The sequence below is a fragment of the Bariatricus massiliensis genome (assembly GCF_900086725.1).
In the GTDB taxonomy this organism is placed as follows: Bacteria; Bacillota; Clostridia; order Lachnospirales; family Lachnospiraceae; genus Allocoprococcus; species Allocoprococcus massiliensis.
The window spans coordinates 339,905-356,095 of sequence record NZ_LT574837.1 but is presented as its reverse complement, the minus strand read 5'-3'; the positions used below and the strand labels follow the sequence as shown (position 1 = coordinate 356,095).

Genomic DNA, 16,191 nt, shown 5'->3' with positions numbered 1-16,191 from the left:
AAGTGAAAACTTGACAGCAGTCAGAGATACGCTTTTACCTAAATTGATGTCAGGCGAGCTTGATGTCTCCGACATCGACCCCTAAGCCGATAAATTATTGTTTACAATATGTCGCCTGCCGGGAGACCATAAAAATTGAGAATTATATTATGATAAATCTGTAAAGGAGAGAGATTTATGCCGGGATTATATACCGAAGCCGATTATGAAAACTCTGTAATCGAGCTATTTAGAAACGATTTGGGATACGAGTACGCATACGGTCCCGATATTGAAAGGGATTTTTACAGTCCGTTATATGAGGAGGTTCTGCTTGACTCTCTGTATCGTTTGAACAGAGGTCTGCCTGATGACGCCATTCAGGACGCTTTGTTCAAGCTGAAAAACTTTGAAAACGGAGAGCTTGTGCAGAAAAACGCCGTCTTTATGGACTATCTGCAAAACGGTATTCCTGTAAGATTTTTTGTTGGCGGCGAGGAGCGTTCCTCTATCGTCTATCTTGTTGACTACAAAAATCCCGACAACAACTCCTTTATCGTAGCTAACCAATGGACTTTTATTGAGAACAGCAATAAACGCCCCGATGTAATTCTCTTTTTGAATGGTTTGCCCGTCGTATTGGTTGAACTGAAATCTCCTTCCCGTGAAGAAACGGACGCTTCCGAAGCGTACAGGCAGCTCCGTAACTATATGCAGGAAATTCCATCTATGTTCATTTACAACGCTATCTGCGTTATGAGCGACCAGTTGACCTCCAAAGCGGGTACGATCACCTCCGGTGAAGACCGCTTTATGGAGTGGAAAACCAAAGATGGAGACTATGAAAACACGCAGTATGCTCAGTTTGACACTTTCTTTGAGGGTATGTTCCAAAAAGAAAGGCTGCTTGATATTATAAAGAACTTCATTTGCTTCTCTAATGAGGGTATCAATACATTCAAAATTCTTGCCGGATACCATCAGTATTTTGCGGTAAGAAAAGCTATTGAATCCACAAAGCACGCTACCGTTACAGACGGTAAAGGCGGTGTGTTCTGGCATACACAAGGAAGCGGAAAATCGCTTTCTATGGTGTTCTATGCTCATTTGTTGCAGGAAGCCTTAGACAGCCCGACAATCGTTGTTCTGACTGACAGAAACGACCTTGACGACCAGCTCTACGGACAGTTTGCAAAGTGCAAGGACTTTTTAAGACAAGAGCCTATGCACGCAGAAAGCCGTGAACACTTGAAAGCTTTACTTGCTGGCAGACAAGCAAACGGCATTATCTTTACCACAATGCAAAAGTTTGAGGAGTCCCACGAACCTCTCTCTGAACGCCACAACATCGTTGTTATGGCTGATGAAGCACACAGAGGTCAATACGGGCTCGCCGAGAAAATAAAGATTACTAAGAACGAAGAAGGCGAAGATGTTGCAAAGCGTGTTATCGGCACAGCCCGTATCATCCGCAACACTTTACCGAACGCTACATACATTGGCTTTACAGGTACTCCTATCTCCTCCAAAGACCGCAGCACTCGTGAAGTATTCGGAGATTACATTGACATCTACGATATGACACAGGCTGTCGAGGACGGTGCTACCCGCCCGGTTTACTATGAGAGCCGTGTAATTAAACTCAACCTTGATGAAGCAACCTTGAAGTTGATTGACGCCGAGTATGACATTATGGCAGCCAATGCAGATGAGAAAGTCATTGAAAAGAGCAAGCGTGAGCTTGGACAGATGGAAGCCGTTCTCGGAAATGATAACACAATCAATTCTTTGGTTTGCGATATTCTCGACCATTACGAGAATAACCGTGAAAACCTGTTGACCGGTAAGGCGATGATTGTTGCGTATTCCCGTCCTATCGCTATGAAGATTTACAAGCGTATCTTGGAGCTTCGCCCTGCGTGGACAGAAAAGGTGGCAGTCGTTATGACCTCAGGCAATAATGACCCGGAGGAATGGCGACAGATTATTGGGAATAAGCACCACAAGGACGAGCTTGCAAAGAAATTCAAAGATAATAACAGTCCTTTGAAAATCGCTATTGTTGTTGATATGTGGCTGACCGGATTTGATGTGCCGTCTCTTGCCACAATGTATGTTTACAAGCCTATGTCCGGACACAATCTTATGCAGGCAATCGCCCGTGTAAACCGTGTGTTCAGAGACAAGGAAGGCGGACTTGTCGTTGACTATGTGGGTATTGCCACCGCCTTGAAGCAGGCAATGAATGACTATACCTCTCGTGATAAGAAGAACTACGGCGATACCGATGTTGCTAAGGTCGCTTATCCGAAGTTCTTGGAAAAGTTGTCTGTTTGCCGTGATAAATTCCACGGATATGATTATTCCAAATTCCAAAACGGTACAGACCTTGAAAGAGCAAAGACTATCAGCGGTGCTGTAAACTTCATTATGGGCAGAGAAAGAGTTGATGAGAAGGACTCTTTTGTAAAAGAAGCCCTTATGCTTCATCAGGCGTTGTCTCTCTGTTCGTCTTTGGTTGATGAGGACAGCAGATTTGAAGCAGCATTCTTTGAATCCATTCGTGTATTGGTACTCAGGCTGACAAATACAGGCGTCGGAAAGAAAATTTCCTTGCCGGAAATGAACGCAAGAATCAATGAACTTTTGAAACAGAGTATCAAGAGCGACGGCGTTATCAACCTGTTCTCAGACATTAAAGAGGAGTTTTCTCTGTTTGACCCGAAGTTCCTTCAGGAAGTCGCAAATATGAAGGAAAAAAATCTTGCTGTTGAACTCCTGAAAAAACTGATTGCGGAGCAAGTGTCGGTCTATCGCAGGACGAATGTGGTTAAGTCCGAAAAATTCAGCGAGATTATGCAGCGTTCTCTCAATGCTTACCTCAACGGTATGCTGACCAATGAAGAAGTCATTGAAGAAATGCTGAAATTGGCAAAGCAAATCGCCGCAGCACAAAAAGAGGGCGACAAGCTCGGACTGACCGCTGATGAGCTTGCCTTCTATGACGCATTAACAAAGCCGCAGGCAATTAAGGACTTCTACGAAAACGACGAACTGATTGCTATTACAAAGGAGCTTGCAGATACGCTCCGAAAAAATAAAACGATAGACTGGCAAAAGCGTGAGTCTGCAAGAGCAAAAATGCGTATGCTTATCAAGAAACTTTTGAAGAAGCACAAGTATCCGCCGGAAGGTATGGAGGACGCTGTTCAGACAGTTATGACACAGTGTGAGCTATGGACGGATAATATGATGGACGCATAAGGTGACGGAGGACGATTATGGATACTAAATTTCAATGGACAAACTTCTATATGGAGCTGGCTACTGCTCTATTGGAGTATAAAAACAACCGTAGCGAGTTAATTGGAAAACTGAAAACTATTTTCTCAGACGCAGGAATGAACTTCCCATTCAAGGAAAAAGGCAAAGAAACATACGAGGATATTTGCCCTTTTACTATCTTCGGTTCATTTAACAAAGGAATTACCAATGCTAATCGAATTGCTTTGTTGGAGCAATTTGCGAAACAGTTTTCAATAAAATCTGCTGTTCCGACAGAATTTGACGGTATTCCTGTCGTAATGAATTTAAGTGCGTGGTTCTTCGCATATAAGGGAAACCGTGGAGAACACGATATAGATAATCTGTGGGATTTGCTTGAAAAAGCCATTGCCTACTCTGATGAAGCTTCCGCAGAAAATAAAAACGCTTTCATTTCTGCCTATGACACAGTTACAAAGCAGAAGATGATTAAGTGGAATATTACAATGGGGCTTTATTGGGTAAGACCTTATACCTTCATCAATTTAGACTCAACCAACAGAGCCTTTATTACTGATGTCGATAATATGCCGCACTATTTTACGACAATCTTTTCTGATATAAATAAAGGCTTACCTGACGGAACAAGTTATCTGTTTATGTGTGAGCAGGCAAAAAATGCTCTGGGTCAGAAAGAATACGAATACCACAGCTTCCCTGAGCTTTCTTATTGTGCATGGAAAAGCAGCCAAGCGGAAAAACCGGAAGAACCTCCGACAAAAACCGTTGACTCAAATGTGAAAGAAACAGATTACTGGATATATTCTCCCGGCGATAATGCTTGTATGTGGGACGAGTTTTTCAAGAATGGCATTATGGGGATAGGCTGGGACGAAGTAACCAACCTGAAAGACTTTGCTTCTAAAGAAGAAATCAAAGAATTTATGAAGAAAGTCTATGACGCAAGCTATTCCTACAAGAATAATGCTCATTGCCTATGGCAGTTTGCAAACGAGATTAAAGTCGGCGATGTGGTTTTCGTTAAAAAAGGAATGCACAAAATAATCGGCAGAGGTGTTGTGACTTCCGATTATATTTACGATTCATCAAGAGACACATATAAACATATAAGAAAAGTTGACTGGCAGAATAACGGCGAATGGGAACACCCCGGACAGGCTGTTATGAAAACACTTACCAACATATCGGCTTATCCTGATTATGTTCAGAAGCTCCTTGATTTGTTTGCAGAAGACTCGCCGGAAGAAGTGTCGGAACAGAAAGAAATCAAGTATCCGCCATATTCAAAGGACGATTTTCTGAATGAAGTGTATATGGACGAAGATACATATAACACCCTGACAGAATTGCTTGAAGCAAAATACAATGTTATTTTGCAGGGTGCTCCGGGTGTGGGCAAGACTTTCGCCGCAAAGCGACTTGCCTATTCCATAATGGGACAGAAAGACACCAGCCGTGTAGCAATGGTGCAGTTCCATCAAAGCTACTCTTATGAAGATTTTATTCAGGGATACAGACCTTCAAAAGAAGGATTTGAACTTGAAAACGGTGCGTTCTACAAGTTCTGCAAGGAAGCGGAAGAAGATAATGAAAGACCTTATTTCTTCATCATTGATGAAATTAACCGTGGTAATTTGAGTAAAATTCTCGGCGAGTTGATGATGTTGATTGAGAAAGACAAGCGTGGCGAAAAGATAAAACTGCTCTATTCAAACGAATGGTTCACAGTTCCTCAGAATGTGAGAATTATCGGAATGATGAACACAGCGGACAGAAGCCTTGCACTTATGGATTATGCGTTAAGAAGAAGGTTCGCATTCTTTGATTTTGCACCGGCTTTTTCTTCGGAAGGTTTCAAGAATTACTTGGCGGAAAAGAACTCTCCAAAACTGGAAAGCTTGATAACCGTTGTTGAGTCCCTTAACAATACAATTTCATCAGACGAGTCGTTAGGAGACGGTTTCAGAATTGGACATAGTTACTTCTGTACCGACGATGAAATTACCGATGAATGGCTCAAATCTGTTGTGGAGTATGAAGTGATACCGTTAATCAAGGAATACTGGTTTGATGAACCGACAAAGGTAAGAGACTGGTCTGCAACCTTAAGGAGTGCAATAAAATGATACGCATACAAAACATATACTATATGCTTTCATATGCGTTTCAAGTCTTGAATGAGCAGGGATATAAACAGGTGGCGACAGAAGAATTTGATAATGTCGCTGAATTATGCGCAGCCATTCTCATTAAGGGTGTCTCGTTGCAAATCAAAAGAGGATTAGGTAAAGAATATGTGCTTCAAACAGAGTCCTTGTCAGCTCTCCGTGGCAAAATAGATATTTCCGCTTCGGTAAAAGAGCAATCAATGCTAAAAAAGCAGTTGGTGTGTAATTATGACGAGTTTTCCGTAAACTCTTATATGAATCGAATTATCCGCACGACTATGGATACTCTTGTAAGAAGCAGTATCAACAAGGACAGAAAAAAGCAGCTTCGTAAACTTCTCATCTATTTCTCAGAGGTAGAACCACTGAGTCGAGAAAGTATAAACTGGAAGCTGCAATTTAACAAGAACAATCAGACATACCAAATGCTGATTTCGATTTGTTACCTGATACTTAAAGGATTGTTACAGACAACATCTGACGGAAGCACAAAGTTGATGGATTTCCTTGATGAACAGCGTATGTGCAGGCTATATGAAAAGTTTATTCTTGAGTATTACAGGAAGGAACATCCTGAAATAAAAGCGTCGGCTTCTCAAATTCCGTGGGATACTGATGACGGATACAGAGAAATGCTGCCGGTTATGCAGAGCGATATTATGCTGAAACAAGGCAACAAGACATTGGTAATTGACGCAAAGTATTACTCTCATACAACGCAAAAGCAGTATGATGTAAACACTTTGCATTCAGGCAATCTGTATCAGATTTTCACTTATGTTAAAAACCTCGATACTGATAATACCGGCAATGTATCGGGAATGTTGCTTTATGCAAAGACCGATGAATTGGTATTGCCGAACAATAATTACAAAATGGGCGGTAATGCAATTTCAGTAAAAACGCTTGATTTGGATTGCGATTTTTCAGAAATACGGAGACAGTTAGATGAGATAGTTTATTCCTGCTTTGATTCAGAATGAATTAAAAGCTATGATTGTTGTTTTGAAAGGAGTTGAGAGAAATATGGAAAACAATAAAGCAGTATTACTTGAGTTAGTTGTTGATGAACAAAAGTGTATTTTTCCCAATACAATATCCGAAGCACTTATTGACGCAAACGATGAACGAATCAATTTGGAAGAACAGCTTTGTGAAACACTTGAAACAATAAAGGCTCTCACTCCGGAATGTGATAAATACGATTATATTTTATCTGCAAGTTCAGGGGCTTTATGCGGAATAATAGATGTTTTTCTTGTTGGCAAACCGGGCGAATCACCATTAGGAGAAATAACAGACAAGTGGTTTGCTAATAGGACGATTGATTTTGCCAAACTCTGTGGATACACAGGAGAAAAAGACTCGTTATCGTCGGCAATTAGTTTCCTCGAAAAGAAATTCAAAATTCCTTATGACCAAAGTGTAGGTGGAGGAATATTCCGTGACTTAATAAATTTAACTCCTAATAACCATCATTTTAAATCACTTGGTCATAATCCGACATTATTAGGACTGTTTTTTTCTATTCTTAATCAATTTACGAATACATCTGATTTTGTGTCAGATGGTGAAATAATATCTCTAAACAATTCAGATGGAAAGTTTGAGTTACACGGAGATAACATACCAAGTAAGATTTTTTGCGGCATAGCAAATTGGATTGGTCATTTGATTTCAGATGTGTCTGGTTCTTCAAGTAGCAAAGGTAGAGGAATGGGCATACCTTCCCCAATATTGGCTTGGAGCAATGATGTAATTGCAATAAAGAGGAAACTTAATATTCCTGCATCTGAGTTTGATAAATCGGTTAGCGAGATTGCCTTGAAATTGTTTGAAAAGGGATATGATGTCCGATTTCAAACAACGCAAGCAATTCCTGTGTTTATAAATGAAATGATTGTAAGACTCTTTTATTCAATAAGGCGTCTCATCAAATATTTCATTACTGTTCCGCCAAAAGAAAAAAACTTAGCTATGTTATGGGAAACCTGCGAACCATTTTCAAATGCGACGGTAAAAAGAATGCTTACAGTTGCACACGGAACATTCTGCTTAATAGATATAGGAGATGCGTCGATTAGAGCAATAGCCACTGGTGGTGGAACTTTTAACATTTCAGAGTTCCTTATGCGATTCAATGTTGTAGGGATAGGTCGCTTTACAATTTCGCTTTATGGAGAAGTAAAACGAGGAATAAAGTCAAAAAAAACTAATACTGATGTCACATTCATAAAAAGAGAGACAATCATTGTTGACGACTACATAGAAGGACTGAAAACTCTCTCCGAAGCGTACGACGATAAAGAATTGCTGAACTTTATAAATGATTTTCAAACAAGCAATTTGTATGAAGATGCTTTTGCAAAGTCGGTGCGTCTTGCAGAATTACGTAATGTGCCAGATGAAAAAACGGTAAAATCAAAGGCAGAAATAGACTGTTACTTTCGAGGAGGTTCTATATGAACAGCAAGAAAAAATCAAAACTTAAGTTGGCACAAGATGAAGCTCAAGCCGCTATAAATAAAACAAACAAAAAGATAGAAGAACTTGGTGAATATTCAAACAGCCTGTGCTTAGAGCTAAACAGAATTCAAGAACTCTTTGATGAAATTCGCAACATCCCGAACGACAAGAAATTAGAATGTGAAAAGTTAAAGAAAATTCGTTTGAAATGGAAACAGCAAGCAGAAAAAATCGAAAGTGATTACAGAGCAGCAGCAGTAAAAAATGCAGGGGCAGGTGCGGCTGGTGTGGGAGCAGGAGTTGCAGTGGTTGCACTTGGCCCCACAGCAGCGATGGGAATTGCAACTACTTTTGGTGTTGCTTCTACCGGCACTGCTATTTCTACATTAAGCGGAGCAGCAGCTACAAACGCTGCATTAGCATGGCTTGGTGGTGGAGCACTTGCTGCGGGTGGTGGCGGTATGGCTGCCGGAAACGCTTTTCTGGCTCTCGCCGGTCCGGTCGGATGGGCAATAGCTGGCGTTGCTCTCATAGCAAGTGGATTGATGTTTTGGAAGTCTGCCAGCGACAAGAAAAAAATCGAGAACATCTTTACACTTATTAGCGAACGAGATGTTAAATCCTACAAACTTGCTATCGTTGAACTAAGTGAGCGTATTTCAAGAATCGAAACTGAATGCGAAACGCTCAAAGAAGCAATTTGCAAGATAAAGAGCTTTGGAACGGATTACGAGGTTATGACAGAGGCACAGCAATATGAACTTGGTGCGTACCTTAATCTAATGTTGTCCTCCACACAGTTACTAGTTAATCCGATTGCGGGCTTATTGCCGAAATTTGCTGATAGTGAATTTGATATGTATATTGCTTGGAAAAAAAGAAAAGCAGATACTTCAATGTGCAACGATTATAAACCTATGATTATTTCCTTTGCAAATCTGCTTTACAAAATTGATTTGGATGATAAGGATAAGAAACTTCTATATAAAGCTTTCAAAAAGAACAAAAAATTGTTAAAGACTATGGATATTAAAAAGAAAGACTTTTCAATAGAAATTATTGATGCAGTTGAGGAAGCACTTTCATATTGCTACCAGTTAAAAAAAGCCTGATTCACGGATTTGATGATACTTCTGATTATTCTACACGGCATAGTTTTTAGAATATCAAAGGTCAGTTATGTTTATAAAGCGAGGTGCGATTGAATGGACGAAAAAGAAATCAGAAAAAGACTTGCCGGTCGTGCCGCAGAGTATCTGATGGTTAGGGACGATGAAGAAAATGCTAAGACGACCGCAGAAGTATCTTCATCGGGTAATGTTATTGTATTCCCTGATTTTGAAAAGCTGAAAAGCGAAGTAGAAAAAATGCGTACAGAACTGTCAATGCTTTTGCTGGAGCGTGACGAGCTTCAATTCGTTATCTGTAAGAATATAGAGACAGAATATATGCTAAAACTCGGCAGTATTGAGTATAAGGCGTATGAAGCTCAATGTGCCGCTCTGCGACTGAAACGCAAAATCGAATTGATTCAGGCAAAGAAAAATAGACAGGAAAAGGTCATTATTTCTGCTATTGAGGAAACTCTCGATAGCGAATTTGCAGAGTATCAAAAACAACTCAACGAGCAGATTGATAGGATGAATGACGCTCTTAAACGAAGTAAGGCGGAAGTTCTGTCTGACGAAGATAACAAGGAACTTAAAAAGCTCTATCGTAAAATAGTAAAGGCATTACACCCTGATATTAACCCCGATGTTTCCCAAGCACAGGTTCAATTATTTGATAATGCAGTATCAGCCTATAAAAGCGGCGATTTGGGAACACTGAGGATTATCGGCGAAATGGTCGGAAACAATCCGCTGCCTGAACAGCATAAGGACGCTATGACACAGCTTGTCGAAGAACGTGAGCGTTTACAGGGACTTCTGAAATCAATAAGAGAGAGCATTGATAATATCAAATCAGAGTATCCGTACACGATGAAGGATATTCTTGAGGATACAGAGAGAACTGAGCAGAAGAAGCAAGAACTTGAAAGTATCCTTGAACAATATAACGAGCTTATCTCTATTTATAAGGCGAAAATCGAAGAAATGTTGAGGTGAGATTATGGGCGATTTGGTTAAATCCGGCGGTAGCGGACTTGTAGGACTGTTACACGGCAAAGGCGGAGAGATTTCCATACCAAAACCCTTTCAAAAAGATATATTCCTTTTTGATACATATGTAGCCGGGACAACCCATATTGAAGGTATTGAAGAATTAGAGCCACATTTGAATAACGATGATAGACTTGAATTTTTCAGAGAACCCGATAACCGATATGATAAGCAAGCAATTGTCATTAAGACTGTTGACGGCGTAAAAATCGGTTATGTGCCGAAGCAGGATAATGTAATATTTGCCCGTCTAATGGACGCCGGGAAGCTCCTTTTCGGTAGAATTACTTCAAAGGAAAAGAAAGGCTCGTGGGTCAAGATTTATATTAAGGTTTTCCTGCACGAGTAATGAAAAACGAGATGAACTGAGAGAATTTATTATGCCTATACCATATGATAAATTGACCTATAACGACATTTTACACCATCAGGCAGCGTATGAGTGCTTCGACAAAGCAGGAAAAGAGTTGTTTCCTGATTGGGATATTATTGGCTTTGAAAAAGCGGTGCTTGGTTGTGGGGATAATCATTATTTGTTTATGGCTGAACAGATTAAAAAAGTTCCTCATCTTTTTGGAGATTTAGATGAAACTATGCCTTTTCTCCGGTTTCGAGAAGAAGGGCAGCATTACGGCTATGAGTTATTCCTTTCTCCTCCAAAGCATTGGGGTAGCCGAGGTGCGCCATTATGGTGGGCATATGCAGCACGCAAATTCACCTATGACAAACTACCTATGGACGAACAGTTCTTCTATGAAAAATATAAGAGTATTGTCCAAGAGTTTGGTATGAGGATTTATAGCAACCACCTTGTCTATATTGAACGATTTGCTGCCGGTGGAATGAGTTCGGGAATGGTTGGGGAAGAATTTGTTCGAGAAGGTTGGTATGATGTGAGACGCAGAAACCGTCTATATCAATCTGATAAAGTTGTCTCTCAAACTCTTTATTTAGATAAGGTTAAAGAGAGAATTGCTTGGTATTGCGATACAACGAATACTATTGATTATGAATTGAACCCTGATTTTGACAGCGACAGTTTTCTATTTGCATTTGAGGATACGGATATGAACGACCATCAAAAGGAAATCGTCGCTCAGCTTTGGGGAATATATACCGGAAAACCAATGAGCAAAAAAGAAGTCGCTGAGAATATGGGAGTCACATATAATAGAATCCGTCAGGTGGAAATATGCTGTCTGCGTCATATACTTCGCAACAGAAATAGAAACACTTTAATAATAGAGAAATAGTAAAGACCGTCAGATCTCATTCGAGACTTGACGGTCTTACATTTTGTGATTGTATTTAAGAAAATCGTTTTGGTGTTCCTGTTTGCGAAGTTGATAGCCTTGTGCAATCAGCGTATCCACTTTCAGAGCAATCAGGTTGATGTCGGAACTCATTGCCCGTGCAATCTGCTGAATGTCATAGCCGTTTTCAATGTATTCCAAAATGGTGTCGTCCGGTAGCGAAGCTTGAGAAGCGAAGATGTTTGCTTCATACTCCATACGGTTTTCTCTCATATCAAAGATGTTGAACTCTTTGAACCCGCCGACAGCAACAGCTTCTTGCCTGTGTAGAACATCGTGCCCGATTTCGTGCCATAGCACTATCTGTTCCACGACCGGGTGCATACCGTTTTTAAGGAAAACAAAGCGGTTCTTCAGAATAACCTTGTATGCTCCACGCTGCTTGTCAAAATTCCGGTAGATTATATTGATACCAAGCTCTTTTGCGACCTTGTATGGGTCACGAGTGCCGCAGCGGTCAATGAGCTTGTTTACGATTTTCACAATCTCAGCCGTAGTGTAATACCCCAATCCGGCTCACCTCCCATATTATAGTATATCGGATATTTACCCTATAATAAATTATAAACTATTATGTGTCCCATATATTGGACTTAGTTCACTTCGAGGATTACTCGTCTTTGCGGTATTTCTTCGGGGTGTATTTTTTATTGTTTTTCTTAGCGATGAGATATGCTTCCTGAATGGCGTCCACCATTTCACGCATATCCTCGTCAGCCATTTCGCCGCCGGCAAACAGACCGGTCACTTCTGCAAGCAACTCTTGAGCCTGTCTTGCTCCTCTGCGTCCGTACTTATCCTCTACATCGGCGATGAAAGCGTCGTCCTCAGACAGCAGATAATTCACATTTACATTTAAGGATTCTGCCAGCTTCTTATATCTTTCCATTCCTCTCGGACGGGATTTATCATTTTCATAAGAACCAATTATGCGTCGGGTTACGCCGATTTTAGCTGCCAACTCATCTTGACTCATACCAAGCTTTGTTCTTTCAGCCTTGACTTTTTCACCGAATGTCATTGTGATTTCACTCCTTAAAAGAATATTTACAGTTGAACTACCCATTTGCTCTTGACAAGTACAGTTGAAGTGTATATAATATGAATTGGGAAGTTGAACTACACATAGTGTACACCAAACTACCCAAAATGTCAAGGGGGTTCTAAAAATGTTACGAAGCATACTTCATTGTGATATGAATAACTTCTATGCCAGCGTCGAATGTATGCTCGACCCCGCATTGAAGAAATATCCGATTGCTGTCTGCGGCTCTGTGGAGGAACGACACGGTATCGTGCTTGCAAAGAACTACAAAGCAAAGGCTTTTGATGTGAAAACCGGGGACGCAGTATGGCAGGCTAAACAGAAGTGCAAGGACTTGGTTGTAGTGCCGCCCCATTATGAGGAGTATATCAAATACTCAAAGCTTGCGAGAAGCGTTTATGAGCGATATACCGACCAAGTTGAACCGTATGGTATGGACGAGTGTTGGCTGGATATTAGCGGGACAGAAAGCCTTTTCGGTTCGCCGGAAAAGGTGGCAAATGAAATTCGTGAGACTATGAAGTTTGAACTCGGCTTGACGATTTCTGTGGGTGTTTCCTTTAATAAGATATTTGCGAAGCTCGGCTCGGATATGAAGAAACCGGACGCAGTAACCGTAATTCCAAAGGACACATTCAAAGAAAAGATTTGGGGACTTCCTGCCGCTGACCTGCTCGGTGTAGGACGGGCAACCCAGCGAGTGCTTGACAGCTATTGTATTCGTACCATCGGGGATTTAGCGAATACCGACCCTGAGTTCTTACGCAGAAGATTAGGAAAGAACGGAGTAGTTTTATGGAACTATGCCAATGGTAACGACCTTTCCCTTGTTGCCAAGAAAGACTTCGTTTCTCCTATAAAAAGCGTAGGACACGGTATAACAACGGTAGCAGACTTAGAGAAACCGGAGCAGGTGTGGCCCGTGTTTCTTGAGTTAACCCAAGACATCGGACACAAGCTCCGTGTTCACGGACTGAGTGCAGAAGGTGTCGCAATACATATTAGAGACAACACACTCAATACAAGGCAATGGCAGACGAAGATTGCACTTCCTACACAGTCTCCGATGATTATTGCAAAGACCGCTTTTCAGTTGTTTGAAAAAAGATATGGGTGGAATAACCCTATCCGTTCTGTGACGGTACAAGCCATAAATCTTGTTCCACAAGACACGCCCCGTCAAATAGATATGTTTATGGACGCCGCCAAGCAGGACAAATTGGAGCGAATGGAAAAGTGTGTTGAAGAAATCAGACGGCGTTTCGGAAAGGACAGCATAAGGAATGGGGTTCTGTGTCAGAACCTGCGGCTACCACCGAAAAAAGCTGAAATCACTATGCCGACAGGTATGGTCGGTTAAGGAGGGCTTAATGTGATTGACGAAAAAGAGGTTACGGCTTATGTTACGATACCCGACTGCTTTTTGCAGGGGTGCAGCGAAGATATTGTTATCTTCCGTGCGGACGGCGGAAACCATTTTACCGACTACGGTATATATGAGGGAATGTTCCTGTTCTTTGACCGGAAAAAACGCTTTAAGAAAGGAAGGCTTTCCTGTTACATCAATACTGCCGGAGATGACCGACCTAAGTACAGGGTGTCGGATAAGAACATCGACGGATACAAGCACTTGGGAAGATTGGTTTTGACTTTGAGAAATTACGAGGTATAGAAATGGAATCCGATAGAAGAAAAGTTTATGTTGAAGTAAATGTAACACACAGACCTGATGGGACGGCTCGTCCGAATTTCATCAAGTTTGAGAATGATGAAAAATATGAGATAGACCGTGTAATTCAGAAATGCCGTGCGGCTTCCACCAAAGTCGGAGGAACCGGTATCCGCTACACGGTACAGATTTGCGGCAAGCCCACATTTCTGTTCGACGAAGAAAACGGAAAGTGGTTTGTAGAAGCAAAATCCTAATGGTAGGAGGTTTTGTAACTTGAAACATTTATCGAGATTTGACATCGAAGCGATTGCCGACAAGTATGTTCAGGCATATATGGCACTTCCTGATGTCCGTAACACACAAATATACAGAATTGACCCGGAGCTTCTCTTGGAGAAGGTTCTCGGATTGAATGTCGAATACCAGCACCTATCCTATGACGGTAGTATTCTCGGAATGACCTCATTTACGGAAATGGGTGTTCAGGTATTTGAAGATGATGATAACGAAGCCTTTTTCTTTTTGGACGGGAAAACCGTTCTTGTGGAAAAGGACTTGAACTTTGACAGCAAGCTGAAAGGCAGAAAGAACTTTACCTTAATGCACGAGGGCAGCCATCAGATATTCAAGATGTTGTTCCCGCATGATTACGGTGTAACACAGAAATCTGCCGGAGTACATTATTGCAAGGCAAATTCCGAGAGGAATAAGCCAATATCCGATTGGGAGGAATGGCAGGCAAACACGCTTGGAGCTGCTATTCTTCTTCCTGAAAACCTCATAAAACAAGGAATGTATCTGTTCAGTCTCGGCGAAAAGATTGAATGCCTGAACAAGATATACTATCCGAGCGTATATAAAAGGTTTGACGCACTTGCCGATTTTTTAGGGTGTTCCAAAAAAGCACTTGCCATACGAATGAAACAGCTCGGACTACTGAAAAAGGAGTATCTTGATAATCCTTTTGATTTGGTTACGGTTTATCCGGAGGTGAGCGAGCTATGAAATCGTTGGAACAAAAGATAATCGTAAGGTGCAAAAACTGTGGCTGGCGTATTTTCGACAAGGTAACAATGACAACAGGTGTTATTGAACTGAAATGTCCGAACTGCCACAGAGTAGTAGAGGTTGACCTGTCCCTACGCAAGGGAACGGTCAAGTACAGATTAACAAGAAGTAATAACAGAGCGAACAATTAAATATCGGGCAGATGTACCGAGCCACGAGTCCTTGAGCGAAAGCTCCTGAGTCATCAAATTGCCGGACGCTGAGAATTAAGGGATAGAAATATCCTAATGTTCTTGGTGTCCGGCTTTTTTGTCGCTCCCGAAAGGAGCAAGACCGTGACATATAAGTGGCTGGCATATATCGCCAAGTATCCGTAATCTCCGAATTTTTGATTTCAACCAAATTCAAAAATTCAAATTTAAGGAGATTACGACAATGACAAAACTTACATTAGAACAACAGGAATTATTATTTGCGAACGACTGCAAACTCATCAATCTGCGGTATGAATACCACGGTTACACCGGCACGGAGAAATGGGCGATTGTAACAGAACTGGCGGAAGAAGAATTGTGGGTTAAATACCCTGATGTTATCCGCCGGTACACCCCGTTCATTCTGCTTTCTATGGCTCAGGGCGAAGTGATTGACGAGTCATACAGAAACAATGATAAGTACGAAAAGCGAGCAAAAAGAACAATCGATGTGTACGGCTATGAAGATGACATCTCTGAACAGTTCCACCGGGAACTGATTACTCCGTTTGTTGACCCGTTTGAGCAGGCGGAGGAAGAACGGATTGAGGAAGAAAAGGAACAGCTTCGACAGTTAGAAATTGCAAAAGTCAGAAAGGTATTGGAAATGCTGAAACCCGTTCAGAGAGAAAGAATGATTAAAGCGATTTTGTTAGGTATGAGTTCAAGAAAAATCGCAAAGGAAGAAGGCGTATATTACAGCGTTGTAGATAAGTCGATTGCCGCCGCAAGAAAAAATTTCAAGAAATTTTATGAAAACCTCTGATTTTGGGTGTGCATTTTGACCCCCTTTGTCCAAATGAGTGAAGGGGTTATTTCAATTCCGGATACGAAATGCA

Annotated in this window: 16 protein-coding genes; 14 read left to right on the top strand and 2 right to left on the bottom strand. The window is 41.2% G+C overall.

Going from position 1 to position 16,191, the window contains the following annotated elements; genetic code table 11:
- The first annotated feature begins 177 nt into the window (after positions 1–177).
- The 8 genes from BN6465_RS07830 to BN6465_RS07795 all read left to right on the top strand — a co-directional run bounded on the left by BN6465_RS07830 (position 178) and on the right by BN6465_RS07795 (position 11,313).
- A complete protein-coding gene (locus tag BN6465_RS07830) occupies positions 178–3,243 on the top strand; it encodes a type I restriction endonuclease subunit R (protein WP_066733240.1) in 3,066 nt (1,021 codons plus the stop codon).
- Between the two features lie 17 nt (positions 3,244–3,260).
- Positions 3,261–5,390: an AAA family ATPase gene (locus BN6465_RS07825; protein WP_066733239.1), complete on the top strand. Its 2,130-nt coding sequence runs from the start codon at positions 3,261–3,263 to the stop codon at positions 5,388–5,390.
- Positions 5,387–6,415, top strand: coding sequence for a 5-methylcytosine-specific restriction endonuclease system specificity protein McrC (gene mcrC, locus BN6465_RS07820; protein WP_066733237.1), 1,029 nt, complete (start codon positions 5,387–5,389; stop codon positions 6,413–6,415). The genes BN6465_RS07825 and mcrC overlap by 4 nt, the downstream gene beginning before the upstream one ends.
- 43 nt (positions 6,416–6,458) lie before the next feature.
- Complete coding sequence (locus BN6465_RS07815; protein ID WP_154670221.1) at positions 6,459–7,898, top strand: hypothetical protein; 1,440 nt, start codon at positions 6,459–6,461, stop codon at positions 7,896–7,898.
- Positions 7,895–9,010, top strand: a complete 1,116-nt coding sequence (locus tag BN6465_RS07810; protein WP_066733236.1) for a hypothetical protein — start codon at positions 7,895–7,897, stop codon at positions 9,008–9,010. Before BN6465_RS07815 ends, BN6465_RS07810 begins: the two co-directional genes overlap by 4 nt.
- 93 nt (positions 9,011–9,103) lie before the next feature.
- The gene (locus BN6465_RS07805; protein ID WP_082891621.1) at positions 9,104–10,006 is read left to right on the top strand and encodes a coiled-coil domain-containing protein; all 903 of its coding nucleotides are present in this window, start codon (positions 9,104–9,106) and stop codon (positions 10,004–10,006) included.
- 4 nt (positions 10,007–10,010) lie between these two features.
- Entirely contained in the window at positions 10,011–10,409 is a 399-nt protein-coding gene (locus BN6465_RS07800) for an HIRAN domain-containing protein (protein ID WP_066733235.1), read from the top strand.
- 31 nt (positions 10,410–10,440) lie between these two features.
- On the top strand, positions 10,441–11,313 hold the full coding sequence (locus BN6465_RS07795; protein WP_066733234.1) for a hypothetical protein: 873 nt from the start codon (positions 10,441–10,443) through the stop codon (positions 11,311–11,313).
- A gap of 36 nt (positions 11,314–11,349) precedes the next feature.
- Here BN6465_RS07795 and BN6465_RS07790 read toward each other — a convergent pair whose 3' ends face one another.
- On the bottom strand, positions 11,350–11,883 hold the full coding sequence (locus BN6465_RS07790) for an ImmA/IrrE family metallo-endopeptidase (RefSeq protein ID WP_066733233.1): 534 nt from the start codon (positions 11,881–11,883) through the stop codon (positions 11,350–11,352).
- Positions 11,884–11,983: 100 nt separating this feature from the next.
- Positions 11,984–12,394, bottom strand: coding sequence for a helix-turn-helix domain-containing protein (locus BN6465_RS07785; RefSeq protein WP_003525181.1), 411 nt, complete (start codon positions 12,392–12,394; stop codon positions 11,984–11,986).
- 148 nt (positions 12,395–12,542) lie between these two features.
- On the opposite strand from BN6465_RS07785, the gene BN6465_RS07780 reads away from it, so the two are divergent.
- From BN6465_RS07780 to BN6465_RS07755, 6 genes are all read left to right on the top strand, one after another.
- Positions 12,543–13,778 (top strand): DNA polymerase Y family protein, encoded by a 1,236-nt coding sequence (locus BN6465_RS07780; protein ID WP_050618047.1) that lies wholly within the window; start codon positions 12,543–12,545, stop codon positions 13,776–13,778.
- Between the two features lie 12 nt (positions 13,779–13,790).
- Positions 13,791–14,090 (top strand): hypothetical protein, encoded by a 300-nt coding sequence (locus BN6465_RS07775; protein ID WP_003525179.1) that lies wholly within the window; start codon positions 13,791–13,793, stop codon positions 14,088–14,090.
- 2 nt (positions 14,091–14,092) lie between these two features.
- Positions 14,093–14,344 carry a hypothetical protein gene (locus tag BN6465_RS07770; RefSeq protein WP_014635881.1) on the top strand — a complete coding sequence of 84 codons (252 nt, stop codon included), beginning with the start codon at positions 14,093–14,095 and terminating at the stop codon, positions 14,342–14,344.
- Positions 14,345–14,363: 19 nt separating this feature from the next.
- The gene (locus BN6465_RS07765; RefSeq protein ID WP_050618048.1) at positions 14,364–15,095 is read left to right on the top strand and encodes an ImmA/IrrE family metallo-endopeptidase; all 732 of its coding nucleotides are present in this window, start codon (positions 14,364–14,366) and stop codon (positions 15,093–15,095) included.
- Entirely contained in the window at positions 15,092–15,289 is a 198-nt protein-coding gene (locus BN6465_RS07760; protein WP_003525176.1) for a hypothetical protein, read from the top strand. The genes BN6465_RS07765 and BN6465_RS07760 overlap by 4 nt, the downstream gene beginning before the upstream one ends.
- Before the next feature lie 244 nt (positions 15,290–15,533).
- On the top strand, positions 15,534–16,118 hold the full coding sequence (locus tag BN6465_RS07755; RefSeq protein ID WP_050618049.1) for a chromatin SPT2: 585 nt from the start codon (positions 15,534–15,536) through the stop codon (positions 16,116–16,118).
- Positions 16,119–16,191 lie beyond the last annotated feature (73 nt).

Excerpts from the sequence above, each read along its gene's own strand:
- BN6465_RS07830 (WP_066733240.1), top strand. The coding sequence starts at position 178 with ATGCCGGGATTATATACCGAAGCCGATTATGAAAACTCTGTAATCGAG.
- BN6465_RS07825 (WP_066733239.1), top strand. The coding sequence starts at position 3,261 with ATGGATACTAAATTTCAATGGACAAACTTCTATATGGAGCTGGCTACT.
- mcrC (WP_066733237.1), top strand. The coding sequence starts at position 5,387 with ATGATACGCATACAAAACATATACTATATGCTTTCATATGCGTTTCAA.
- BN6465_RS07815 (WP_154670221.1), top strand. The coding sequence starts at position 6,459 with ATGGAAAACAATAAAGCAGTATTACTTGAGTTAGTTGTTGATGAACAA.
- BN6465_RS07810 (WP_066733236.1), top strand. The coding sequence starts at position 7,895 with ATGAACAGCAAGAAAAAATCAAAACTTAAGTTGGCACAAGATGAAGCT.
- BN6465_RS07805 (WP_082891621.1), top strand. The coding sequence starts at position 9,104 with ATGGACGAAAAAGAAATCAGAAAAAGACTTGCCGGTCGTGCCGCAGAG.
- BN6465_RS07800 (WP_066733235.1), top strand. The coding sequence starts at position 10,011 with ATGGGCGATTTGGTTAAATCCGGCGGTAGCGGACTTGTAGGACTGTTA.
- BN6465_RS07795 (WP_066733234.1), top strand. The coding sequence starts at position 10,441 with ATGCCTATACCATATGATAAATTGACCTATAACGACATTTTACACCAT.
- BN6465_RS07785 (WP_003525181.1), bottom strand. The coding sequence starts at position 12,394 with ATGACATTCGGTGAAAAAGTCAAGGCTGAAAGAACAAAGCTTGGTATG.
- BN6465_RS07780 (WP_050618047.1), top strand. The coding sequence starts at position 12,543 with ATGTTACGAAGCATACTTCATTGTGATATGAATAACTTCTATGCCAGC.
- BN6465_RS07770 (WP_014635881.1), top strand. The coding sequence starts at position 14,093 with ATGGAATCCGATAGAAGAAAAGTTTATGTTGAAGTAAATGTAACACAC.
- BN6465_RS07760 (WP_003525176.1), top strand. The coding sequence starts at position 15,092 with ATGAAATCGTTGGAACAAAAGATAATCGTAAGGTGCAAAAACTGTGGC.
- BN6465_RS07755 (WP_050618049.1), top strand. The coding sequence starts at position 15,534 with ATGACAAAACTTACATTAGAACAACAGGAATTATTATTTGCGAACGAC.